General features: G+C 49.3%; 20 protein-coding genes. 11 read left to right on the plus strand and 9 right to left on the minus strand.

Annotated elements, in window-relative coordinates; all coding sequences use genetic code 11:
• Positions 1–297: 297 nt before the first annotated feature.
• The 4 genes from P9J64_12805 to P9J64_12820 all read left to right on the plus strand — a co-directional run bounded on the left by P9J64_12805 (position 298) and on the right by P9J64_12820 (position 5,474).
• Complete coding sequence (locus P9J64_12805) at positions 298–1,251, plus strand: HAMP domain-containing sensor histidine kinase (protein MDG5469200.1); 954 nt, start codon at positions 298–300, stop codon at positions 1,249–1,251.
• Between the two features lie 404 nt (positions 1,252–1,655).
• A complete protein-coding gene (locus P9J64_12810; GenBank protein ID MDG5469201.1) occupies positions 1,656–2,663 on the plus strand; it encodes an extracellular solute-binding protein in 1,008 nt (335 codons plus the stop codon).
• A gap of 10 nt (positions 2,664–2,673) precedes the next feature.
• Positions 2,674–4,341 carry an iron ABC transporter permease gene (locus P9J64_12815; protein ID MDG5469202.1) on the plus strand — a complete coding sequence of 556 codons (1,668 nt, stop codon included), beginning with the start codon at positions 2,674–2,676 and terminating at the stop codon, positions 4,339–4,341.
• Between the two features lie 62 nt (positions 4,342–4,403).
• Complete coding sequence (locus tag P9J64_12820; GenBank protein MDG5469203.1) at positions 4,404–5,474, plus strand: ABC transporter ATP-binding protein; 1,071 nt, start codon at positions 4,404–4,406, stop codon at positions 5,472–5,474.
• A gap of 298 nt (positions 5,475–5,772) precedes the next feature.
• Here P9J64_12820 and P9J64_12825 read toward each other — a convergent pair whose 3' ends face one another.
• From P9J64_12825 to P9J64_12845, 5 genes are all read right to left on the minus strand, one after another.
• Entirely contained in the window at positions 5,773–8,430 is a 2,658-nt protein-coding gene (locus tag P9J64_12825; GenBank protein ID MDG5469204.1) for a cation-transporting P-type ATPase, read from the minus strand.
• 11 nt (positions 8,431–8,441) lie between these two features.
• Positions 8,442–9,275: a universal stress protein gene (locus tag P9J64_12830; GenBank protein ID MDG5469205.1), complete on the minus strand. Its 834-nt coding sequence runs from the start codon at positions 9,273–9,275 to the stop codon at positions 8,442–8,444.
• 415 nt (positions 9,276–9,690) lie between these two features.
• Positions 9,691–12,186: a mechanosensitive ion channel gene (locus P9J64_12835; protein MDG5469206.1), complete on the minus strand. Its 2,496-nt coding sequence runs from the start codon at positions 12,184–12,186 to the stop codon at positions 9,691–9,693.
• A gap of 649 nt (positions 12,187–12,835) precedes the next feature.
• On the minus strand, positions 12,836–13,225 hold the full coding sequence (locus P9J64_12840) for an Hsp20/alpha crystallin family protein (protein ID MDG5469207.1): 390 nt from the start codon (positions 13,223–13,225) through the stop codon (positions 12,836–12,838).
• 38 nt (positions 13,226–13,263) lie between these two features.
• Complete coding sequence (locus P9J64_12845) at positions 13,264–13,707, minus strand: Hsp20/alpha crystallin family protein (GenBank protein ID MDG5469208.1); 444 nt, start codon at positions 13,705–13,707, stop codon at positions 13,264–13,266.
• Positions 13,708–14,208: 501 nt separating this feature from the next.
• Here P9J64_12845 and P9J64_12850 point away from each other — a divergent pair.
• From P9J64_12850 to P9J64_12875, 6 genes are all read left to right on the plus strand, one after another.
• Positions 14,209–15,213 carry a YhdH/YhfP family quinone oxidoreductase gene (locus tag P9J64_12850; protein ID MDG5469209.1) on the plus strand — a complete coding sequence of 335 codons (1,005 nt, stop codon included), beginning with the start codon at positions 14,209–14,211 and terminating at the stop codon, positions 15,211–15,213.
• 383 nt (positions 15,214–15,596) lie between these two features.
• Positions 15,597–16,097: a GNAT family N-acetyltransferase gene (locus P9J64_12855; protein MDG5469210.1), complete on the plus strand. Its 501-nt coding sequence runs from the start codon at positions 15,597–15,599 to the stop codon at positions 16,095–16,097.
• Positions 16,098–16,099: 2 nt separating this feature from the next.
• Positions 16,100–17,221, plus strand: coding sequence for a M20/M25/M40 family metallo-hydrolase (locus tag P9J64_12860; protein ID MDG5469211.1), 1,122 nt, complete (start codon positions 16,100–16,102; stop codon positions 17,219–17,221).
• A 36-nt stretch (positions 17,222–17,257) separates the two neighbouring features.
• Positions 17,258–18,622, plus strand: coding sequence for a magnesium transporter (gene mgtE, locus P9J64_12865; protein MDG5469212.1), 1,365 nt, complete (start codon positions 17,258–17,260; stop codon positions 18,620–18,622).
• Positions 18,623–19,016: 394 nt separating this feature from the next.
• Positions 19,017–19,760: a rhodanese-like domain-containing protein gene (locus P9J64_12870; protein MDG5469213.1), complete on the plus strand. Its 744-nt coding sequence runs from the start codon at positions 19,017–19,019 to the stop codon at positions 19,758–19,760.
• Positions 19,761–20,125: 365 nt separating this feature from the next.
• Entirely contained in the window at positions 20,126–21,598 is a 1,473-nt protein-coding gene (locus tag P9J64_12875; GenBank protein MDG5469214.1) for a PAS domain-containing sensor histidine kinase, read from the plus strand.
• 51 nt (positions 21,599–21,649) lie between these two features.
• On the opposite strand, the gene P9J64_12880 is transcribed toward P9J64_12875, so the two are convergent.
• Positions 21,650–21,826 (minus strand): MarR family transcriptional regulator, encoded by a 177-nt coding sequence (locus P9J64_12880; GenBank protein MDG5469215.1) that lies wholly within the window; start codon positions 21,824–21,826, stop codon positions 21,650–21,652.
• 86 nt (positions 21,827–21,912) lie between these two features.
• Complete coding sequence (locus P9J64_12885) at positions 21,913–22,092, minus strand: hypothetical protein (GenBank protein MDG5469216.1); 180 nt, start codon at positions 22,090–22,092, stop codon at positions 21,913–21,915.
• Between the two features lie 130 nt (positions 22,093–22,222).
• On the opposite strand from P9J64_12885, the gene P9J64_12890 reads away from it, so the two are divergent.
• Complete coding sequence (locus P9J64_12890) at positions 22,223–23,047, plus strand: mechanosensitive ion channel (GenBank protein ID MDG5469217.1); 825 nt, start codon at positions 22,223–22,225, stop codon at positions 23,045–23,047.
• A gap of 78 nt (positions 23,048–23,125) precedes the next feature.
• On the opposite strand, the gene P9J64_12895 is transcribed toward P9J64_12890, so the two are convergent.
• A complete protein-coding gene (locus tag P9J64_12895) occupies positions 23,126–23,461 on the minus strand; it encodes a YegP family protein (GenBank protein MDG5469218.1) in 336 nt (111 codons plus the stop codon).
• 90 nt (positions 23,462–23,551) lie between these two features.
• Positions 23,552–25,003, minus strand: a complete 1,452-nt coding sequence (locus tag P9J64_12900; GenBank protein MDG5469219.1) for a DUF853 family protein — start codon at positions 25,001–25,003, stop codon at positions 23,552–23,554.
• Positions 25,004–25,113: the final 110 nt, after the last annotated feature.

Raw genomic sequence — 25,113 nt, forward strand, 5'->3', positions numbered from 1 at the left:
AATTTACGACATTGCCACTTCTTGACTTCTCTGTGGCCACGTATATAAAATTTAATTGAGGCAAGGTAGTGAACTTGCCGTAGCTACAACGTTGCCCCACAGGCTTTCTCCCTCCTGGCCTGTGGGGCTTTTTTATTTGTCAGGATCTGTAAGATACTCATATTTCAATCAATTTTGCATCATTCAGATAATGCAACAGGATAGATAAGAAGCTTCTCCCTTTGACCCATGTTCAAAACTGATGTACTTTGCCAAATATCTTGAATTGCACGGCTTATGATAATCAAGGGAGTTTTAATGGTTGAGAAGAAGCTACCTAATTACCCAATAAATCCACGCGTTCTTTTTTTAAAAATTCTAGGGGCTGTTTTCCTCGCAGAGTTTTTTGTTATGTTTTTTATGTCCTTATTGCCGGAGCTTTCTCTTGCGCTGGAGGCCTTTCTTGATGCATTGACTTTGTCTATCCTTGTTGTCCCTTTTCTCTACTTCTTCCTTCTTCAGCCTATCCAAAAAACTATTATAGACCATGAGAGAACAGAAGCTGAACGCTCTGAGCTTAAAAAAATGGACATAGTCAAAAGCGAGTTCATCTCTATTGCAGCTCATGAATTGCGAACCCCTGTTGCTACCATCATGGGGTATACAGAACTACTTTCTGACCAAAACATGATCGATACTTTAAACGAGAACCAAAAGAAAAACTTCCTCTCCACAATCTATGAAAGCAGTGAACAGCTTGACAAAATTGTCGATGACATACTCGATGTTAGCCGCATTGAATCCGGCCAAAGAATCCCCCTTAACAAAAAGCCCTTATCCATAAAGATTCTTTTAGAGAAGGTTCTCAATCGCTTAAGGTTGAAATCAAAACAAAATTTGATATTGGAGGTCAGCACCGAGGTCCCCGAAATTTTGGAATTCGATGAACATCGTATCGACCAAGTCATAGAGAATCTGCTTAGCAACGCAATTAAATATTCCCCAAAACAGAGCACAATTACTATCGTTGTTAATGCAGATAACCGCGGATGCAGTGTTACGGTTACTGATCAAGGCATCGGCATGACCAAAGAACAGATAGATCGTGTCTATGATAAATTTTACAGAGCAGACTCTTCAGACACAGCGGTACGTGGCCTTGGACTTGGGATGAGCATTGTTAAACAGATTATCGATGACCATGGTGGTACGATTTTGATTGATAGTAAGCTTAGTCAGGGAACCAGCGTTTGTTTTACTTTGCCCTTATAAAAAAAATTCCCATGAACCATCAATATAAATACTGTTCAATGAGTGATTGATTCTCCCAAAATGACGTAATTTAGAGCGTTACTTTTAAAGACCTTAATTTTTTCCTGATTATTGAAATCGGACGGGCAGAGTCACGGCCGAAGTTCCGGTTCTTCTCAAACGAATAAACTCTCGTTGATAATCTCTCCGCAACAATTCAAAAATCACACAATCCGCTACAATTTTTGATAAATGTCAGTAGAGATCATTGGCACTAAGCTTTCCATCTGATTGCTGGGCTTCTGGATTCTACGGCCACCAGGTCATGTTTTGGACAGTTCCTCCAATTCATACTTGACAGGCTAGATAGTTTTCTCTATCTTGAAAACGCTTTTCATAATCATGTTCAACAAGGAGCTTCACAGATGAAACAAATTCACAACATTCTTACCGTGCTTCTTTTAACCCTACTTACAGTTGGAGCCACCCAGGTTTGCGCTGAAGAAATCGTTGTTTATTCAGCCCGCAATGAACAACTGATCAAACCGTTGTTCGATGCCTACACAAAAGAGACCGGCACAAAAATAACTTTCATTACTGACAAGGCCGGCCCTCTCCTGCAACGGCTCAAAGCCGAAGGTAAGAACACTCGTGCGGACCTCCTGATTACCGTCGATGCGGGGAATCTCTGGCATGCAGCCCGTGAAGGTGTTTTACAGCCCGTAGATTCAAACATCCTACAAGAAAACATTCCTGCCCATTTACGCGATCCCGGCAACCAATGGTTTGGTTTATCATTACGTTCAAGAACAATCGTTTACAGCACGGAGCGCGTCAAACCCGAGGAGTTGAGCACCTATGAAGCTCTCGGCGAACCGCAGTGGAAAGATCGTCTTCTGTTGCGGACCTCAAAGAAAGTTTACAACCAGTCTCTGATAGCCATGCTGATTGCCGAGCACGGAGAAATGGAAGCAGAAAAGATCGTTCGTTCCTGGGTTAACAATCTCGCTGCCAAACCCTTCTCAAATGACACCAAGGTGATGGAAGGGATTCTGGCCGGCCAAGGAGATGTGGGTATCGTCAACACATACTACTTCGGTCGCCTGCTGAAGAAAAACCCGGACCTGAAACTAGCCCTTTACTGGCCCAACCAGAACAGCACCGGTGTCCATGTTAATGTCTCCGGCGCGGGCGTCACCAGATATGCCAAAAATGCGCAAGCCGCAATCAAACTTCTGGAGTGGCTCTCTTCGGAAAAGGCCCAAAACTTGTTTGCCGATGCCAACATGGAATACCCGGTTAACAAGAGCGTAAAGACTCATCCTTACGTGGCCGCCTGGGGTGAATTCAAAGCAAGTGAACAGAACCTTGCCAACGCTGGAATGCTCCAAAATCAAGCGATCCAACTCATGGACCGCGCGGACTACCGTTAAGCAACGACCCTTGAAACAGCAAACAGAGCACATAACATCTGAAGCCTCTTTACGGGGCTTCAGTCGTTTCATACCACGTCCAAGCGGGTGGCAGTGCTTCGCGCTGCTCATCGCCTTTCTGGTTCTTGTCCCTTTATCAGTCCTTGCCTTTACGTGGCTTGAACCTGCGTGGGACATCTGGAAGCACCTGCAGGAAACTTTACTGAACCGCCTTTTGCTGAACACCTTGATTCTGGTCATCGGCGTTTCTACGGGAACCCTTCTGCTCGGTGTCAGCCTGGCATGGCTAACCGGTGCCTGTGATTTCCCCGGGAGAAAACATTTTTCCTGGTCGCTGTTGCTGCCACTGGCCATGCCAACCTATGTATTGGCGTTTGTCTCTTTAGGAATTTTCGACTTTTCCGGTCCAGTGCAAACGCAAATGCGCGAATGGTTCGGTCGCGGAGTCTGGCTCCCTGATATGCGCTCTGCAGGGGGTGTGGTGCTGGTCATGTCATTGGCACTCTACCCTTACGTTTATCTTCTGGCACGCAACGCTTTTCGTACTCAGGGTAAACGTGCTCTGGAAGCTGCAGAGAGTCTAGGCTGCACACCAGTTCAAGGCTTCTTCAGAGTGGTCCTGCCCATGGCCAGGCCCTGGATCGCTGGTGGCGCAACGCTGGTCCTGATGGAGGCCTTAGCCGATTTTGGTGCTGTCTCTATATTCAACTACGACACATTTACAACCGCGATCTACAAAACCTGGTTTGGTTTCTTCTCATTGCCAGCGGCAGCACAGCTATCATCATTACTCGTCGCCATAGTCTTTCTCCTGGTCGCCTTAGAACAACGTCTGCGTAAACGCATGCGCTTTGCCCAGAGTCGTCTGGCACCCCAGGCAGAACGAATCGAACTGACGGGTTCACGTCGTTGGCTGGCAACAAGCTATTGTTCTCTGGTCTTGTTAATCGCCTTCTTGTTGCCGGCGCTGCAACTCCTCGTCTGGTCGCTAGAAGTTTTTCACGAAGAATTCGACAGGCGCTATTTAAGTTTACTCGGGCATTCACTCATCCTAGGACTGATCGCTGCAATAGTAATAACAGCAGTTGCACTCCTGCTTGCTTATGCAGGACGACGTCATCAGGACCGATTGACCCATGGCCTGATACGCACTGCGACACTTGGCTATGCTCTACCAGGCACAGTCCTGGCTGTAGGCATATTCATTCCACTGGCATGGCTCGACAACTTCATAATAGATCTTGCTCGAAACTTGTTCGGCTTAGAAATTCCACAACTGCTGCAAGGCACAATTATGATCATGCTGTTGGCTTACACAATCCGATTCATGGCCGCCGGCTTCAAATCGATCGACAGCTCTATGCATCGCGTCACAACCAACATCGATGAAGCTTCCCGGTTGATGGGATTACGCGGCATCAAACTCCTCGCCCGAGTTCATCTGCCGATGTTGCGTGGTGGGATTTTTACAGCACTGACGTTGGCCTTCGTTGATGTCATGAAGGAAATGCCCATCACCCTGATGACCCGTCCTTTCGGCTGGGACACCTTGGCCGTGAAGATTTTTGAACTAACCTCTGAAGGGGAATGGGAACGAGCGGCCTTACCGGCACTGACCCTTCTCTTAAGCGGCCTTATCCCTATCGTTTTATTGATGCGGGAAACTGACAGGGATTAGATCATACAAGTTGATGGCTAGTCGCATACTGGCAATATTTTTGTATAAAATGTGGAGTCAAAATGGTTGACAACAATGTCGTTCTCGAACTGAAACAAGTTACCCAGGCCTACGGCCAGCAACTGGTCGTCAAGGATCTCTCCTTAACTCTCCAGAGTGGAGAGATCGGTTGTCTTTTGGGTGCCAGCGGTTGCGGCAAAACGACGGTTTTGAGAACCATTGCCGGCTTCGAGACCTTACTAGATGGCGAAATTTTTCTTAACGGTGAATGTGTCAGCAGAAGCGGCTACCTGCTTCCGCCTGCCAAGCGCAAGATCGGCATGGTCTTTCAGGACTACGCCCTCTTCCCACACCTGACCATCTTCGACAACGTGGCTTTTGGACTTAAAGGGATGGAGAAGGCCTTACTGATTCGACGGGTCAACGAAGCGCTTGAGCTGGTTGGCCTCCACAGCGAACACGACAAGTATCCCCATGAGATCTCCGGTGGGCAGCAGCAGCGTGTGGCTCTCGCCCGCGCGCTGGCTCCCAAGCCGCATCTACTTCTGATGGATGAGCCATTTTCCAACCTGGATGTCACCTTGAGAGAGCGGCTCTCCATGGAGGTTCGCGACATTCTCAAGGAATATGGTACGACAGCTCTTTTTGTTACCCACAATCAGAACGAAGCCTTTGCGGTCGCAGATCAGATCGGAGTGATGTACAACGGTGAAATCCTACAATGGGACTGTGCCCATAACCTCTACCACCAACCGGTCAGTCCACGCATTGCTGAGTTTGTCGGTGAAGGGAGTTTGATCAAGGGCGTGGTCAACGCTGACAATCGGGTTGAAACAGGACTCGGGCTGTTGGACGGCATCATGGGTTCTCCCACGCCCGCAGAGACAGCAGTGCAGCTTCTTGTGCGCCCGGAAGATATTGTCCACAATGATGATAGTCCCGTGAAAGCCGAGGTCCTGCGCCGTCATTTCAGAGGGGCAAACATCCTTTACACATTACTGTTGGCCAGTGGTGATAAAGTTCAGGCGCTGGTGCCAAGCCACTGTGATCACCAGCCCGGCGAAAAGATCGGGATAATTCCCGATGTCCGTCATCTCGTAATCTTTCCAGTTGGCGTGCAGAGGAGAAAGTGAAATGTAAACAGAATTTATAAACCCAGGGCCTCGACTTTCCCAGACACCCCGACTTCTGAGAAGGAAACGGCTTCTTATTGATAGAGGTTTTCAGTAAGCTCTTTCATCCATAAAATGATGGCCACTGGATTCGATCTTTGGTAGCCTTTTCTATAATACAGTAAGAATTTTGCCTTTCTGTAAGTTTGACTGCACCAAATCAAAATGAGAGGATTCCTGAGAATGAAATAAAAACAATGAGAATATTTTTCATAGAAAATCTTCCAACATAGAGCCCAATACAAGGCACATCTTCATGCTATCGAGAGGATAACTGCTTACGAAAATAATCTACACCGAAAATAAGGGGAACTCCCAACCAGGCCAGCAGATAAAGGGTCCAATGAACCGGACCGGTCCCAAGGACTTTCTGTAGCCACGGGACATAAAGCAACGCCCATGAAAAAACGACTTGAATAACGATTCCCGCTAGCATCAGGCGATTCTTGTAAATCCCCCTATCGAGACCCGAGCGAGAGGTATAACGTCGACCGATCAGGTTGCCGATCTGCATAAGCAGGATGGTCGCCAAGGCAATTCCGGTCGCCGAGCGATAGAGAGGGTCATCGCTCGCCAAATCAGCGCCATAATGCCATCCACCTTGATAAAGCACCAAGAAGAACAGGCCGAGTGACCAGGCCGCCTCCAGCAGCCCAAGGAACAGGTAGCTATGTATCACCAACCCTCGGCTGAGCAATTTAAAATCGTGACTCCGGGGCGGGTGTTGCATGGCCTCGGGATCAGGTGGCTCCTGGCCGAGAGCCATCGAGGGAACGATGTCGGTGCCGAGATCTATCGACAGAATCTGGATCACGGTCAGAGCAAGAGGGACCGGTAGCAAAACATAGAGCAGGTAGGGAAGAATCTCCGGGCCATTGCTGACAAGGACATAATTGGTAAACTTGCGGATGTTGAGAAAAACGGTGCGCCCTTCCTCAATGCCGGCCACAATCGAAGCAAAATTGTCATCCAGAAGAATGATCTGAGCCGAGGCGCGGGCCACATCGGTGCCACTCTTTCCCATGGCAATCCCAATATTTGCAGCCTTGAGCGCTGGCGCATCATTTACGCCATCTCCGGTCATAGCAACCACCCGCTCCATGCTCTTGAGCGCCATAACAATTTTCATCTTCTGGGCCGGGCTAGTCCGTGCAAAGATTCGCACCCCTCGGGAAAGCTTCTCTTCGAGCTCAGACTCACTTAACGTCTCTAGCTCCTGGCCGGTCAAGACCACCTCTCTGGACATGTCATGACCGACAATGCCGCAGCGTTTGGCAACGGACAAGGCCGTATCCGGGTGATCTCCGGTGATGAGAATTACGTCAATGCCCGCCGTTTGGCAGCACTTAAGGGCATCCGGAACCTCAGGACGTAGCGGATCTTCTATGCAAAGGAACCCGTATAGAGTGAGCTCCTGTTCCAACTCATCCTGGGATATTTTTGCCGACGGCTTGTTCGCAAGGGGGCGTCCTGCGACCGCGACAACCCGATAACCGGCTTCAGCCATTCGGGCCATGACAGTCTCAGCGTCATCAAGCAATTTCACCGTTACCGGCACGGGCGTTTGATCGAGAGACCCAATCTTTGTCAACATCGGCCTGATCATCTCCCAGGCGCCTTTGACCGCAAAGACCTGCTGATTTCCAACGGTTCCGATCCCGGCAGCCCTTTTCTTGCTGAAATCAAAGGCAAAATGTCTCCGCTCTTTCTCGAGAACCTCTTCAGGGCCACATTCCTCTGCGACCCTCTGGGCGACCGCTACATCCAGCGGGTCACCGCTGTAATGCTGATCCACCAGATGCACATCAGAAGCACATAGCGCCATCCCGAGAAGTCGCTCACGATCCTCAGCGATCGTCATGTCTTCGATTGAGGTAGGAGGCAACAGCCGGCTGACAGAAAGCTTGTTTTGGGTGAGAGTGCCGGTTTTGTCGGTACAGATAACTTGGGTTGCGCCAAGTGCTTCGACAGCATTCAAACTGGTGACCAGTACATTCTTGCGAGCCATGCGAAGGCTTCCCATCGCCAGTGCCAAAGTAAACGTCGGCAACAGGCCCTCCGGGACATTGGCAACGATGATCCCCATCATAAAGACCAGATTAACCGAAAGTGGTCGCCCACTGAATACCCCGTAAAGAAAGAAAGCCATTCCGAGGCTGATTGCAATGACGGTCAACACCCGTACCATATGCGCAGTCTGCCGCTCCAGCGGCGAGGCCGTGCGCCGAATCGCCTGGGAGAGATGCGCGAGCTTGCCAAACTCCGTGCGCAGTCCGGTGGCAAAAACAACCGCCAGACCACGACCGCGCATCACCAGGCAACCGGCAAAGGCAATGTTATTGCTCTCCACCAACCTGCTCTTGACCGGTTCAGCCGTGAGGGTTATCGGGTTGGCTTCACCGGTCAGGGGGGCATTATTGACCACGAGCTCTTCGGTCTCGACCATACGTGCATCGGCAGGAACCCGAACGCCTTCACTGAGCAGCAGCAAATCACCCGGCACCAAAAGTTCTGCCAATATTGTCCTGGTCTTTCCATCACGGATCACTTCTACTTTTGGCGGCAGGAAGCCACGCAGGGCCTGCATGGCTTTCTCTGCTCGGTATTCCTGGATAAAACTGAACAGGGCATTGAGCAAAGCAACGCCGGCCAGAGCCCAGCCGAGGAGAACCATGCTTTGGCCGGTCTGAAGTGTTTCAGCGACAAAACAAATCGCAGCCGAGACAAACAACAACAACGTGAAAAAGTTGGTAAACTGCCTTAGCAGGCTCCGGGCCAAGCGCCCCGGGTCGCGAACCTCAACACTGTTCCGCCCGACCTCACTCAGACGTTCAGCAGCTTCAGCGCTGTTCAGTCCTTGCCTTTGACTGCCGAGAGTTCTGAAAACCCGCTCAGTCGGAATATTCTGTATTTGCAAAGAATCGTTCATTAGCCCCGATATATACCAATATCACACGGCGTTTCATGGAGGATCTTCTCTATGGCCGCGCTATGCAAGACACGGTAGGCAAGACTGCGCTCACTCAGGCCAAGCAACAGGAGTTGCGCTTTTAAACGATTGGCCTGCATAAGAACTTCGTGTGCCCAATCTGGGGAGATTATGACCTTTTGATCGCATCGGAAAGGAACAGGATCAAGGGTTGCTTCCATTTCAAATCGAAACTTGCTCAGGTACGAGCTGCCTTTTCGCTTCAGGATATGTTCCATGGCTGGGGACAGATGTGGGTGCCGCAAAGAATTGACCTGCATGATGCGACACACGTGTACTGATCGAAGTTGGGTTGCCAACCTCCGCAATATAGGCTCGACCCGTGAAAACCCTTGAAGATGACCAGCGAGAGGTAGCAGAAGATCGTGTGGACTTCCGAGCAGACCTGGCTGCACGACCCTTAGAGCCAAAATCGGACATTCGTGCATACGCAACAGCTTCTCAGCGACAGACCCGGCAAGATAATGATTTTTACGTGATTTTACCCGTGTGCCGCAGATAAACAGGGCATCCGGACTTGGTGGAATCGCTTGTCTTAAACTTCGGTAGACTGATGAGCCAAGAGACAAGTGCTCCGGCAGGAATTCAACATCAAAGGAGTCGCATTCACTTGCTATCATGCTTAAACGGGACTCAACGACTTCAGGGCAGATCTTGCCATCCTGGACATGAAGTAAAAGTAACTTCCGATCCTGTTCTGATGCAGCAATGCGTATAGCGTAACGTGCGACCCAGTCGCTATAGATCGAACCATCATGGGCCAGAATAATCATGGGCCCTCCTAAAGTCAGCCTAGATTGCCCAAGGAAATGCTCTTGGTCTCCTCTTAACCAGAACTATTGGCGAGGTTCGTTTCTCTCATGGATATATTCTAACCGTTTTAAGGGGTTTAACAATCATCGTCAAACATCAGGCAATTGACGGCTTTTAAAAGGCTTACGTCACTCAATTGATGGGGGAGGGGCTATGGCGACGACCGTTATTTAGTCCAACGAATTCGGGGGCAGGGGTCGCAGGCCTCTAGCATTGACATCTTCCGGGGCGGGGGCTTGACTCCGGGGCAGATCCGGTACGGAGGGGCGTCGAGGGGTCTTATTCTGTGTGGAAACCTCCCTGCCCTGGTACCAACTATGATGAGATAAATCTAGCTTTAATACTCTTCCTTTACGTAGCTTTCAATCCTATCGTTCAAACGGGGTCACCCTCAGGAGAAAGTCCTTTGTCAAGATTCTTTGGGCTTTCGATCCCAGAACGACCCACTCCGTACAGGTGCAGATCTCTCTGCGGAAACGGTATCGCGATCCCCTTTTCGCGGAATCTCTTTAAGATCTCATGATAAAGCTGACTCTTCACTGTCAAGAGATCATCAGCATCCGCGAGCCAGACACGCAATTTAAAGTCAAGAGAACTTTCGCCGAGGTTTAAGAACAACACCTCCGGGGCTGGTGACTTCATCACAAAACTATTATCATGTGCACAGGCCAGAAGGGTTCCTCCCACGAGGGGCACATCGGAACCGTAGTCCACACCGACAGGAATGGACAGACGCACCTGGCGATTGCTCAAGGTCCAGTTCGTGACATGGTTGTTGATCATATCCGCATTGGGAATAACCATTTCCGACTTATCAAAGGTCTCGATAATCGTCGCCCGCATGCCGATTTGTTTGACTTGTGCCCATTGCTCGCCCAGTACGATCGTATCGCCTTCCCGAATGGGCCGCTCAAAGAGCAATATCAATCCGCTTAAGAAGTTGTTGACAATTCCTTGTAGGCCGAAGCCGATACCGACACCGAGAGCACTCAGGATGATCGTGACGTTCGTCAGGTTGAAGCCGAGCAGCGCAAACGTCAGCAGCAGCCCGACAAAAATAATCAGATACCGGATTAGATGGCCGATGGACCCTCTCGCTCCGCGATCAACATGTCGCCCCAGAATTTGCTCGTCGAGCAATATTTTCGGTGCAACCTGGGAAACATAAAATGAGCCGTAAAGGCCGGCAATTGCAGCGATGATCAGGCCGAGCGTAATCCTTTGTCCGCCCAAATCAAAACCCGGCGAGAACAGTCCGCTCAATGCTTCCGGATAGCTGTCGAACAGGTTCCAGATGTATAGAATTGCTGGCAAGATCAGAAATAGAGTAATGACCGTTTCTACAATGACCTGAACTTTCCGTTCATTCTTCTGAGCATCGCTGCGTAATAGTTTGATTTGCCACAAAGGAGATGAAAAGAAGACCCAATGGATGCCTCCGCGGAGCAGGTAGATAAACAAGACGAAGAGTGCAGTAAACGCCATGCTTGTTACCGAATTGACGAACATTGAGTAAGCAAACCCGGTATCACCCAGGATCTGCGCAATCAGGATGACGGCAAACCACACGGCGAGCATCCGTGCCCCCCAAAGTGGATAAGGGCCACTCTCCGAAAGACGGCATTCAGCGGCCAATTTGAGGGCGAATACCAGGACCACAACCGAGGTCACCAAGATGAAGAGATTGAAAATCGGAGAAGGCGGGTCCAACATATTCAAGACCGCGGAGGCGGCAAATAGGGACATCACACCACAAGAAACCTTCTTTGCCCAGCGACTTTGCAGCACTTTGAGCAGTAGACGAAGGCAGGACATGCAGCCGATGACCAAGAAGAATGTTCTCACCATGTTTGGTGTAGATGTCCAGAATTGCATCTGGACTATGGCAATCAGGGTCGTCACGAATAAGGCGACCGCAAAAGGTCGACCCGCCACGAAAGCCCAGTTTTCTGATTCTGCGATGGCCTGGCGTTTGCGATAAATTACAGCGAAGACTATTAAAAGGATAAAGACAAGAACTCCCAATTCAAGGGCGTGCAGTTTAAAAAACTCTTCACCCGGTCGAGGTGTGAACTTCAGACTTCCCAATGCTACGGCCCACAAATTTCGATTGAATTGAGCGTAATAATCCAGCGAGTACATCGGTGGAGTCTTGCCAAACAGAGGTTCCCGCTGGATCGTTTCTCCCTGCAGGGCAATCATTTCTACATCCAGGCCGTCGATTTTTGCTTTGAGTCCGGCGCCTACTGTCTGAGTTGCCAACAGGGGTTCCATCTGCCGCGAAATAAATCCGAGGGCGGCGTCTATGGTCGCATCGGTTTTTTCGAAAGTCGTCCGGATTTGACTGTAGGAACGATCCTTGAATAAGGATGAAGACTGCCAATCCTTCCAGCGCTGTTTTTCAGCCTGCCATTCTCTGCCCCACGCATCAAGGCGTTCGATGGCCATCTCAAGGGGTAGGTTGATTTTGTTGAGACGCACCTTTTCATATGCAAAACTCATATTGAGACTGAGGCCTCTGACGTTTTGGCTTGCTCGCATTGCCCTTAAGCTTTCAAGCTTTTTCGAAACAGCATTAATCCGCTCATCGATTTCGGAATAATCTTTTTTGATCGCGGCCAAATCAGGGAGACCCAATTTTATGTTTTCGAGCTTGGCTAAACGCGCTGACAACTCCGCAGAGAGTGGAATAAGCGCGGAAAGTTTCGGTTCTTCAGGAGTGCTTTGTGAAACGGCAGGCGGCGTTTTTACTTCCGGACCGTTCTGCGCTGCGGACAGGTCCTCGGACAGGCCCAACAGGATCAAAGGGGCAATAACGGCCAACTTGACATATGAGAGCCACTCGAATTTGCAAGTTTGTTTTAATCCCATATGTTTAGAATATCCTTTGTCGTTCGCCGCAGAAATTCACTTTTGCAGCAATTTTTGGTTCTCATATTGGACACCGGTCCAGACACGATTTTCAAATTCCGCCTGGCGTGCAAAAAGAAACGGCCTGCCATCCAGAGCCCTATGCTGTCACTGGCAAAGTCATACCAAAAGTGCACACCAAAAGTTTCTGTATTTAACGAAAAGGTTCAAATCAAATGACAGTGTAACGTAATAATTTGTATTTCCAATGCAGTTACCTGCCCTTACATCATGCATGGTTAACTCTATTGGGGATTGTCCTCAACGGTCTTTTCTTATTTATTACGATTTGCCGTTACCTTGGGAATCCGACAGGAGAGTATTCTTATTCATTGTGATGCAGCTCTTTCTCGGCAGGTGTTAAGATAGTTGTCGCCTCTTCGCCCTGCAACTATATCTATGCTATCAAGGCAAACGGACCAGAGCTTATGGCAATGGTCCGTTTGCGCACCCGGAACCAAGTGATGCCACATTGACAGTTCAATCAGGTCACTCATTCAAAAGACTGGTTATAGCCGTTTTTAATTCGCTGTGAGACACCCAATTTATGCCAAAGGAAAGCCCCACGACCCGGAGGGTGGTGGGGCTGAATTCAAGATTCTAAAGCGGCCTAAGTTGTTTTGATTTCGATACGCCGAGGTCTGGCGGCTTCTGACTTGGGCAAGAGCAGGGTCAGAACTCCGTTCTTCATTTCTGCAGCAATGTTTTCCGAATCTATTTCATCTGAAAGTTGGAATTGTCGATAAAAGCTGCCATGTAGAAATTCACGTCTGATCGAATCGCCACTCATAAGTGATTTGCCTTTGGCCTGCACGGTCAAAAGTCCCTGGTCAAGGTCAATCTTCAGTTCGTCCTTATCAACTCCCGGCAAATCGGCCACCAGAGTCAGGCCTTGTTCGGTTTCAAAAATATCAACAGCGGGCCGAATGAAAACTTCATCTGATTGTTGCCTTTTCTCTACCTTATGGTCACCACTCACGGAGATATCTTTCTGTCCCATAACGTCACCTCCTCTATGATCTGTTATTCTTCATCATCCTAATTGGCCTTGACGCTGATTCTCCTCGGCTTGGCTTTTTCCTGAATCGGCAGTGTCACCAGCAGAACTCCATTCTCGAAACTGGCGACAACTCTGTCGGAATCAATCTCGTTGGGCAAGTCAATGGTACGCATAAATTTACCCATCCCGCGCTCACGACGCAGCCAGGTTTTCTCAGTATTCGTAACGTCCTTACGCTCTCCCGAAAGGGTCAAAGTACCTTGCATTACTGTCAACTCCAGATCTTTGGCATCGACACCGGGGACGAGAACTTCCACATAGACGTTGTCCTTGTCCTGTGCCAGGTTGACTTGCGGGAATCTTTGCAGACCAACTCCGGGAAGAAAGGATGGCTCCAAAAACGCTCCCGTTCCAAACCCTTTGAAAGCACCATCAATTTCTCGCCGAAGATTTTCCATCTCTCTCAAAATATCCATTGCCATTTTCAAGACCTCCTTTCGTTTTTTTCCGTGTTGATATTGAGAATTTTCTCTCCTTAAAACGAGTAACTGCCAATCCGCTTGCAACCGCAAAAGAAGCACAAAAACAACCGGTTGGGAAGACACTCGGATGTAAAAGGCTACCGCAGCCCCTCTTAAGGGTGAAGTTAATTATCAATTTTTTATTGTCAAGGGTCAGGAAAGAAATTTGCACTTTTATTGCCAGGAATAACTGTTCATTTTGTTCATCTCTTTCGCTTGCTGTCTTTACTGTCCATAAATAAGCTTCCTAGTTGTAAACTTATTTCAGGACGGGACACATGAGACAAATAGGCCCCTGGAGATCCCAAGGGCCTTTCAATTTTAGCGTTACGACATCAATCCTCTTAGACCTGCCTGGACTCTGAACGACAAATGGCGCTGAACATAATCCATGTTAGGATTGGAATGTCGTGTTAAACGTGGGAATGACTTGGGCTTTCCCCATCTTCTAAGGAGATATCAATGGAAAACATTAGCTTCAAGGCCATGGTCGTAACGGAAGTCAAAGACAAACAATTTGTCCGTGAGATCAAGCAAAAGCATATTGATGATTTACCCGCGGGAGAAGTAATCATCAACGTTCAATACTCATCCCTCAACTATAAAGATGCCCTCTCGGCCTCAGGCAACAAAGGCGTTACGAAAAGTTATCCCCATACACCAGGCATTGATGCCGCCGGTGTTGTCGCAGAAAGTAGCAGCCCTGAATTTAAGCCTGGAGAGCAGGTTCTGGTTACTGGTTACGATTTGGGAATGAACACCTCTGGAGGATACGCCGAATACATCCGCGTACCAGCGGTCTGGGTTGTAAAATTACCGAAGAACCTGACTTTACGTGAAAGTATGATCTATGGGACCGCCGGGTTTACTGCTGCCCTCTCCTGTTTCAAATTAATGAATAGCGGTGTCACCCCGGATAAGGGACCCGTCCTTGTGACAGGAGCTACGGGTGGCGTGGGCAGTATCGCCCTGTCGATCTTGGTGAAAAGCGGATACGATGTCGTTGCTGTTAACGGCATCATTGATGAAGCGGATTATCTTGTTGAGCTTGGCGCCAAAGAAGTCATTAGCATTGAAGAGGCCGATGATCAGAGTGGTCGGCCACTCCTCAGACCGCGCTGGGCCGGGGCCATAGATACAGTTGCCGGGAACATCCTCTCAACGGCGATCAAAACGACCCAGTACGGTGGTTCAGTAACCTGCTGCGGCAATGTCGGATCGGCCGAACTCCACTCCTCGATCTTCCCTTTCATCATAAATGGGATCACTCTACTTGGCGTCGACTCAGTGAACTGCCCGGTCGATATGCGCATGAAGGTCTGGAACAAGGTCGCCTCCGATTGGAAGCTTGACCGTCTTGAGAAGATTACGACTGAACTACCTTCCCTGGAAGCACTCGAAGAACGTATCGGGCTTATCCTGGAAGGGAAAAGTAGAGGCAGAGCAATTGTCAAGGTTTCAGGATAAAAACGACTGCCCCCTTACACGGCTCAGAAGCCTGGACGCAGAGAGAACGAAGCGCGTAGCCGAGCGAACGCTCCTGCTCCGAGAGCAGGGAGCCGCTGGCTCGAGTCTTATCGTCCTAGCCAGTGTTGACATGGAGTGGTCTTCTAAGGGGGCGCTCTTTCTTTTTGTTCTCAGGTATATATCCGAGGCCCTATAGCTTCAGAGTAAAGCCGCCTTACATCCTAAAAAACAACTGTTTGGACAGTTATTTTTTGGCTATGTTTTTTAAAGAATTTGAGTGATGATAAGTTGTTGTCCCCCGCTAATCCAGAGGAATATCCGCGGCCCTGAGTTTTTAAAACAACCATGCACATGCGTGTGCCTTGCCCAGCTGATGGTGACATATGAGTAAAATACTTTCCCCCGAAGAACTTGTTATTCGCATCATGACCATTGACGACCTGGCTGACGTTTTCCATCTCGGAGAACAGCTCTTCACGTCGGAATATTCTTCCAGCATGTACCGGACCTGGGACGAATATGAAATCACCACCCTGTTTAATTCGGACAGTGAACTCTGCATTGTTGCAGAGTTGAATGAGGAGGTTGTGGGCTTTGCCCTCGGCACCACCGTGGAGAAACACAACTCGGCCTGGAAATACGGTTATCTGGTCTGGATCGGAACCCGTCCCGGTTTGCAGAAATGCGGAGCAGGAAAAGCCCTGTTTGAAGAGATCAAGGATCGGATGATTGAGCAAGGGGTGCGCATGATCATCATCGACACAGACGCCGACAACGAGGCCGGCATCCATTTCTTTAAAAAACAGGGTTTTGACAACATCCAGCAACACGTTTACATGACCCTGAATCTTTCCAAGAAGCGGAAAAGACGGACAAAGGCTTGATAATGAACAACTTACTAGAGCAGGTCTGGAAAGAGATCGACCCGCAGCGCCTGCGAAAGACGCTGATGGACATGATCGATATCTACTCCCCTTCAGGGAAAGAAGAGGACATCCAGCTTTACCTCGAAGATCGATTGACCATAGATGGAATTCAATTACGCCGCCAGGAGGTTGAGGAGGAGCGTTACAACCTGGTGGCCACTATGGGGCCCGGTGAGCCCTCTCTTTACCTGGTCGGACATGTCGATACGGTCGCTGCCTGGGATATCGACGAGTACGCTGCCGTCGAAGAATGGGGTGTTGTGCGCGGCCTGGGCAGTGCCGACATGAAAGGCGGCTGCGCGGCGATGGTGGAGGCCTGGCTGGCGCTGGCGACCTTGCCTGAGGCCCAGCGCCCTTCGCTCGGATTACTGCTGGCGGTCGGCGAAGAGGAAAACGGTGATGGCAGCATGCGGTTTCTGCAGGAGCATTGTCCCGAGCGGGTGATTATCGGCGAACCGACGTCGATGTTGCCGGCCTTCAGCCATTTTGGTTATATGGAAATATCCCTGGTCACCCAGGGTCGCCGTATCCACTCTTCGTTGCCAGAGCTCGGCCACAACGCAATCGAGTCGATGCTGCGGGTCTTATTGCTACTGGAGCGCTCGCCGTTGCTGGACCAGACCCCATCGAAACTGGTTTATTCGATCCGCGAGATGAGCTCATCGCGAGCGGGCTTCGTGGTGCCCGACCGCTGCGAGGCGATGATCGACCTGCACCTTTCTCCCGATACTGACCCGGCTGCTGTACGCCGTGACCTAGAAGCGCTTCTTGCCAAATCTCGACGAGCGATCAAGGGGCTGGAACTTGAGTTCGATTGCGCGTTCGAATCCGGGGGCTATCAACTGGGGCCTGATAAACAATTGTCAACGATTCTCGAAGAGGTTTATCCACTACTCAACCTGCCTCTGGAATTTGTGCCGTTCCGCTCCCACTCCGATGGCAACCTCTTCTACCAGGCTGGCAGCAAACCGTTCATTCTTGGGCCGGGGTCACTGGAAACAGCACATACCGCCGATGAGCAGACCAGCCTGGCCGAGGTTGAAGCCGCTGCCCGTGTCTATGCGGCTCTGGCTCTCGGTTGAAAGTCAAATCAACCCCTCACTCATATTGGATGTGTTATGCAGACTCCGGAGCTTAAAAAGCCATGGGAAGAGTTATCGGAACTGGTCGGGAGAGACGACCCGGAGCAGATTAACGATTTTCTGAACAGTATCAATCCCGCCGATACGGCGCTCGCGGTCTCTCGCCTGACGGCAACTGAGCAGAGTCGATTGTTGACCCTGCTTGAACCTGAAGACGCGGCCGAAGTCATTGAAGACATTTCCGATACCCAGGCTGCCGATCTCATTGAAGACCTCCCGCCGGAACAGGCGGCTGCCATCCTGGAAGAGCTGGACAGCGACCATATTGCCGACCTGCTCGGCGAACTTGATGAAGAGGATGCTCAAGCGATCATCGACCAGATGGATCCTGAGGAGGCCGAAGAAGCGCGGCAGTTTCTGACTTATTCTCCTGATACTGCAGGCGGTCTGATGCTCTCCGAATACCTCGACTTCCGTGCTGACCAGCGCGTCCAGGATGTCCTCGATGACCTGCAGGCCAACCGTGAGGAATACTCCGATTACAACGTCCAGTATCTCTATGTGACTGATGAAGACAACCGGCTGCAGGGTGTGTTGCGCATGCGCGATCTGCTCTTTCCCAGCCGCGATGCCAGGCTCAGCAGCCTGATGATCGGCAACCCCTACAAGGTGAGTGTCGACGCCTCGCTGGATGATTTACGCAATTTTTTTGAAGAACACAACCTGTTTGGTGTTCCGGTCATTGATGCCGAGGCAAAACTGCTCGGCATCGTTCTGCCCGAGGCGGTAGAAGAAGCGCATCAGAAGCAGAGCACAAAGCAGTTCCTCGGTCTGTCCGGTATCGTAGGTGGCGAGGAGTTCCGTTCCATGCCCCTCTTGTCCCGGTCGGGACGCAGACTCTCCTGGCTGTCCCTGAATATCCTGCTGAACATCATCGCCGCCAGTGTCATCGCTCTCTATCAGGACACCCTCACGGCTGTCATAGCCTTGGCTGTTTTTCTGCCGATGGTCAGTGACATGAGCGGCTGCTCGGGAAACCAGGCGGTGGCTGTCAGTATGCGCGAGTTGTCTCTGGGGCTGGTGCGCCCTACGGAAATCATGCGGGTTCTTGGCAAGGAAATCAGTCTTGGCATCCTCAACGGCCTGGCTCTCGGGATTCTGCTCGGTGGCATTGCCTATCTCTGGAAAGGCAATCCATTTCTGGGTCTGGTGGTCGGCGGCGCTTTGGCCGTTAATACCGTCGTTGCCGTTTGCCTCGGCGGCTTGATCCCCCTGTTGCTGAAACGGATCAAGCTCGATCCGGCACTGGTTTCAAGCCCGCTGTTAACAACAGTTACCGATATGTGCGGTTTCTTCTTTGTCCTCAGTTTTGCTTCACTGCTACTTAACAGACTCCAGTAACCGCTCGGCAAGAGAATAGACCGACCCGGGCATGGTCTCTATCAAACAATGGTCTCAAGCGCTTCAGTGTTCCTTACCCAGCCGGCTAACTTCGACGGCTCTTTCACTGCAACAACCTTGAATTCGTGAACCGGTCGCAAGTTCAAATCTTGTCACCCCGACCGGTATGTACATGGAGCGACCTTTTCGGGGTCGCTCTTAATTTTTGTCTCCGGGGCTTCTCTGGGGCATTTACGACAATCGTACGAACAATGACATCGTAACAGCCTGCACACCCACCAAAACATTTGACTGAACACACTAAAATGTATTAATTTATTCAGGGTCCGAGTTTGTCCTTAGATGTACGCCTAAAGATTTGTGGCGATTAGATTATTCAATCCAGGGGGTGAAAATGAAAAATATTTTGCTGTTTCTTTCGGCAAGTATTTTATTTGTCTTGGTGACTTCAGGCCTTTCCGTTGCGAAAAACGGCTATCACGATATCGATGCAACCGGCGTGAAAGCAATGATGGACAAAGACGAGGCGCTTGTTATCTTTCCGTTGAGTCCAATGGAATATGAGCACAAACATATCAAGGGCTCTATCAACATCATTCCGGCAATGATGGAATATGAGCTGCCTGTCGACAAAAGAAAACCGCTTATATTCTATTGTCTTGGCGTTAAATGCGTTGCTTCCTGGCGAGCGGCTGAGAAAGCTGTGGAGCTTGGATATGAAAATGTTTACGCCTTCCGAGAGGGTCTCCCCAGTTGGGAGAAAGCTGGCTATCCTTTGGAAAGCACGAATACTTTACCCGAGGTCGAAGTAAAGAAGATCTCAACTGAAGAGCTATCAAAGCTACTGGATACAGAGGATGTACTCCTGCTTGACATCAACCTCGAAGAAGACGCAAACAAGTTTCATATCAATCATGCGAAGCGAAAGCATATTCCTCTCGACAATCTTAATGTCAATCTATCGCAACTCCCTAAAAACAAAAAAATTGCGATTATGTGTTTAAAAGGAAAACGCTCAGAAACCGCAGCAAGATATTTGGTTGGTAAAGGGTATATGCATGTTGTGGTGGTAGAGGGTGGTCTCCAGCAATGGATTCTTGAAGGACGACCTGTCCAACAGGAGGTTGCGTCCAACTGAGAAGCAACTCGCTTAACGATAAGGGCTTGCTTTAAACATTCCCATTGATTGAATTACAGCAACAATCACATAACTTCAATCCTGCCCCAGCCCTCCCGGCAAGCCGGTTGCTTAACCTGTTGACGTTTTTCTAATTAAACTCAGGCGGCAATATCGCAAACTAAAGCCCTCAGGATTTTTCTGGGGGCTTTTTCAATTCCACAATTCTGTCTCCCCTCCCGCTCCCAAGTTTTCCGCCAGTTGCTAGTATGAAAATGGCTGTACATAAATACAGCACTAAACTATATTGGCAAGCATTAATTGTTTTTTACTAACATTAATCTCTAGAAGCTAAGATCAGGCCGGTTTCCAACGAGAGGCTTTCCATGGGTTTCAGTAAAGATCAACTCTTAGCAGCTCTGTCTAAAAAACAGATCATGGGAACAATCCCTAGTGGGTTCTTTATTGTCGATGACAAACGCAATGTTGTCTATTGGAACAAGGAAGCAGAAAGGATAACCGGATACCCTTCAGCAGAGATCGTCGGTCAGCGCTGTTCTATCCTTGAAGGGATTGAATGTGGACGTGGCTGCGGTCTTTATGACGCCGACACCCCGGAGAAACCGATTATTGGCGCTGAATGTCATATCCGTACCAGGGAAGGAAATAAGATTGTCATCAGCAAAAACATTGATTTCCTACACCTGGATGGTGAGATGGTTGGCGGCATCGAAACCTTTATTGATATTACGTCTCAAAAAGTAATGGAGAGCCAGCTTCGTGTTCATAGTGAGCAACTCGAAGAGGCGGTTGAACGTCGTACTTCGGCACTGCAGGAGGAAAGAGCTGCATTACTCTCAATCCTCGATGGCATGACTGATTTGGCTTACATCGTCACTGCCGACTTGCGTATTGATTTCTTTAACAAGGCCATGGAAAAAGTCTTTGGCTCAAAAAAAGGGGCAAGATGTTATGACGTTATTCATGGTCGTGAAAAACCTTGTGAGGATTGCCCCTGGGAAAAGATTATTTCCGGCAACGTTGTAGAAGAACGTGATTTCAATCAGGACAGCCATACCTATGAAGTCATCCATTCGCCCGTTTATGGGTATCGGGGTGAAATCCAGAAACTCGCAGTCTGTCGGGATGTTACCGGGCGCAAAGAGGCCGCAGAAAAGTTGATGAATGTGAATAAGCAGCTTGAATCTTTTGCCCACACCGTGTCGCACGATCTGCGGTCACCTCTTACTGGAGTCACATGTTATACCGAGCTCATCAAGGATAAATATGGAGACGTGCTCAAAGGTGACGGGCTTTTCATGTTGAAAGAGGTCGAAACTCAAGCTGCTCGCATGTTGAGCATCATCGAGGACATGTTGTGTTTTTCGACAGCTGAACACATCGAGCCAACAAACACGCCTGTCAACACGAACGAAATAGTAAAGCAAGTACTGCTCGACAATAGGTTCGAGATTGATGCAAAGAAAGTGCTTGTCTCTGCTGGTGAACTGCCTAAGTTGAAAATCCCTGAAACCCTGCTGTATGAGTTGATCAGCAATGTACTATTGAATGCGGTACGTTATGGCTGTAAAGAGGGTGGTCTGATAGAAATTTTGGGCGAAACGAACAGTAGACACCAGGCTCTCATTGTCCTTGATCACGGACCGGGTATTCCGGAACAGGAACGAAAGTCTGTCTTTGAGGTCTTTGTTCGCGGGTCGACTTCTCGCGACACTGTAGGCACAGGCATTGGGTTGGCCACGGTTAACAAGATCACAGACAGGTTCAAGGGAGAGGTCCGGTTAGAAGAAACTCCAGGGGGCGGATGTACGGTAAAACTTCTGTTCCCTGCTGATTGAAACTGTAGAGAAAGAGAAGAGTTTTCGAGCTTTATCAGAAATGAGCTCTCTCTATGCCGGTGTCCAGTAACAGCGCTTTGGCGAAACAATCTTTTCTTCTTTTTTCAGCTTAGTCATTGCTTTGTCGACATCCTCACGGTCAAGGCCTCCAAGTTCAGCTATTTTCCCGGCATTGAGAGGTTCACCTTCTGAACGCATGACTTCTGGAACTTTTTCTGTAACATCCATGACAGATTTCCTATATTTAAGTCTAAACTACCTGCAAGCCACAAGGCATACCCCCCTTTACGGCCCATTACTACTTCAAAGAATTGTCAAACCAATGCAAACCAGAACTGAGCTAAGAAATTTCCCAAAGGATTCGGCAGCAGGGTGTCGTTGGTTCGAATCCAGTCATTCCGACCAGCATTTACGAGGAGACCGACCCGGGGGCGCTCTTTCTTTTTGCTCTCAGGCATTTTCATGGACAGAACGTTACCGGGAAGAACCTTCAAGAGAAGCACTCCCACTCCCCTGATTATCTTTGGTTAAATTGATTTTTCTAACCCCGGTAGTATCCTTCACGAGTAGTCAAAAGATAACGTTTGATGGCGAAAACACTCAATAAAACTTTTAGGAGGTCAAATGGAAAACAAATTACAGGACAGCGGGCAGTATGTTGATACGTTGATCAACATGTTTGTGGTCTGGGGACCTAAGTTGGTTGGCGCGATTCTGGCGCTGCTCATCGGACTCTGGCTGGCAAATATGATTGCAGGCGGATTGAGCCGGAGGATGGAAAAGAGCGCAGTTGACCCATCTCTCAGGCCATTCCTCACGAGCCTTGTGTCTACACTGCTCAAAATATTGGTTGTAGTGAGTGTCTTGGGGATGGTTGGCATTCAGATGACCTCATTCATTGCTATCCTTGGTGCAGCCGGCCTGGCTGTCGGAATGGCACTCTCGGGGACTCTGCAGAATTTCGCTGGCGGCGTCATGATTCTTATATTCAAGCCATTCAAGGTCGGCGACGTCATTGAGGCTCAAGGTTATACCGGTGCTGTTAATGCCATCCAGATATTCAACACAATTCTCAAAACTCCTGACAACAAAACCGTTATAATTCCTAACGGAGGGCTTTCAACATCCTCTATGGTAAATTATTCCACGGAGCCGACCAGAAGGGTGGACTGGACCTTCGGCATTGCTTACGGCGATGACATCGACAAAGCAAAACAGGTCTTAAGCGAGCTGCTCACCTCCAACGAGAAGGTGTTACAGGATCCGGCACCATTTATTGAATTGGGAGAACTGGCCGACAGTTCAGTGAATTTTACTGTCAGAGCCTGGGTTAACGCAGCCGATTACTGGGCTGTACATTTTTACATGTTGGAGAAAGTCTATCGGGGATTCGGTGAAGCAGGTTTGAACATTCCTTTTCCACAAATGGATGTTCACCTGGACAAATAGAATTGAATCACGAGGAAGAGTATATTCAAGGCCGGGTTATAACCCGGCCCTTTTGTTTTGCTCTGAAGCTATCTCTACCTAGGCGGTTGTGTCATCCACCTTGGCATCAGGTGCATTAGTTTTGACAGAAGCAATTCCGTTCTCCATAGCAGAGTTACCGGAATAATATTCGCTCCGGCCAATTTCCTGCCCGTTGGTTGCTTTCAGGATGAAATATGGTTCTCCCTTGGAGTTCGCCTTAACTTCAAAAGCCCCCTCGCGGCTGGCATTTTTGCGCACCGATTCAATGCCGTTTTCGGCACTCGACTTCTGTTTGTAGAGCTCACTGGTTAGAATAACCTGGCCATTTGCCGCCTTCAGGTTGAACATGAATTGACCGTCTTTTGCTTTTTTTAACTCAAATTTAGCTGCCATCAGACTGTCTCCTTTCTTGTTCTGCCTTCGTTAACCCCTTTGGTCACAAATGTGAATTTCAAATAGCACCAATTTGCCTCTCGCCTGCTTTTATCGTCGACCACCAAACAAAGAACCCAGCACACCTCTAATGAGCTGGCGCCCAAGCTGCGTGCCGATGGACCTTGCAGCACTTTTCGCCGCAGCACCAAAGATATCTTCAACAGAATTGCTCTTTTTTGATCTGCGGCTACTCGTCTTCGGCAACTCAACGTCCTTTTTCTCTGCCCTGGCCGTTAATTGCTCATATGCCGATTCACGGTCAATTTCTTTGTCATAGCAATCACCAACAATTGACCCCGCCCGGACCTTATCCCGCTCTTTAAAGTCCAGTGGCCGCAAGCGACTGGACGGAGGACAAATCAATGCACGCTCCACGGGCGAGGGAATTCCCTTGCGGTCGAGAAACGAAACCAAGGCTTCTCCAACACCGACCTCGGTGATCACCTGTTCAACATCCAAGGCTGGATTAGGTCTGAAGGTCTGGGCAGCCGCCCGCACCGCTTTCTGATCACGAGGTGTAAATGCGCGTAGAGCATGCTGTATCCTGTTGCCGAGTTGACCAAGGATTGCATCGGGCACATCGAGCGGATTCTGGGAGACAAAATAGATACCAACGCCTTTAGAACGAATCAGTCTTACCACCTGCTCAATTTTATCAAGCAGAGCTTCTGGTGGATCATCGAAAAGCAGGTGGGCTTCGTCAAAGAAGAAGACAATGCGAGGTTTGTCCGGGTCCCCAACCTCAGGTAACTGTTCAAAGAGTTCCGAAATCAGCCAGAGCAGGAAAGTGGCATACACTTTGGGTGTCTGAATCAGCTTGTCTGCAGCAAGGATATTGATGACACCAAAGCCTTCCGGATCGGTTCGCATAAAATCATCCAGATTCAGAGCCGGCTCGCCAAAAAAAACCTCTGCACCTTGATGTTCAAGGGTAAGCAACGAGCGTTGAATGGTACCGATACTCGCTGAGGAGATGTTTCCATATGTCGTACGGAACTCCTTTGCGTTATCGCCCACAAAGCAAATCATGGCCTGAAGATCCTTTAGATCGAGCAAGAGCATGCCCTGATCATCGGCAACCTTAAAAACCAGGGTGAGAATACCGGTCTGGGTGGCATTGAGATCAAGCAGGCGCGCGAGCAACAATGGACCCATCTCAGAAACAGTCGTTCGGATCGGATGACCCTGCTCTCCAAAAAGATCCCAGAAAACAACCGGGAAACTGTGCGGTTTAAAATCAGAAAGCTCTAGAGTCTCTACACGCTCCATAACCTTAGGGTGGTCACCACCGGCGTTCGCCAACCCGGACAAATCACCTTTCACATCAGCCATAAAAACGGGGACGCCAATGCGACTGAAATGCTCTGCGAGCACTCTCAAGGTTACTGTCTTGCCGGTTCCAGTAGCGCCAGCAATGAGGCCATGCCGATTGGCCATTCGAGGAAGGATGCCGAGGAATTCATTCGTTTTGGCAATGTGTAGAGGGGGTAATTGGGTCATATTTACCTCTCATTTTGATAGCGGGGAATTAAACATTACCAGCTAAGTTGTTATTGAAAAGTCTAATGGCCATTTTTAGGAGTGGTATACTACTTTGCCCACTTTAAAGC

The sequence above is a fragment of the Deltaproteobacteria bacterium IMCC39524 genome, assembly GCA_029667085.1.
Taxonomy (GTDB): Bacteria; Desulfobacterota; Desulfuromonadia; order Desulfuromonadales; family BM103; genus M0040.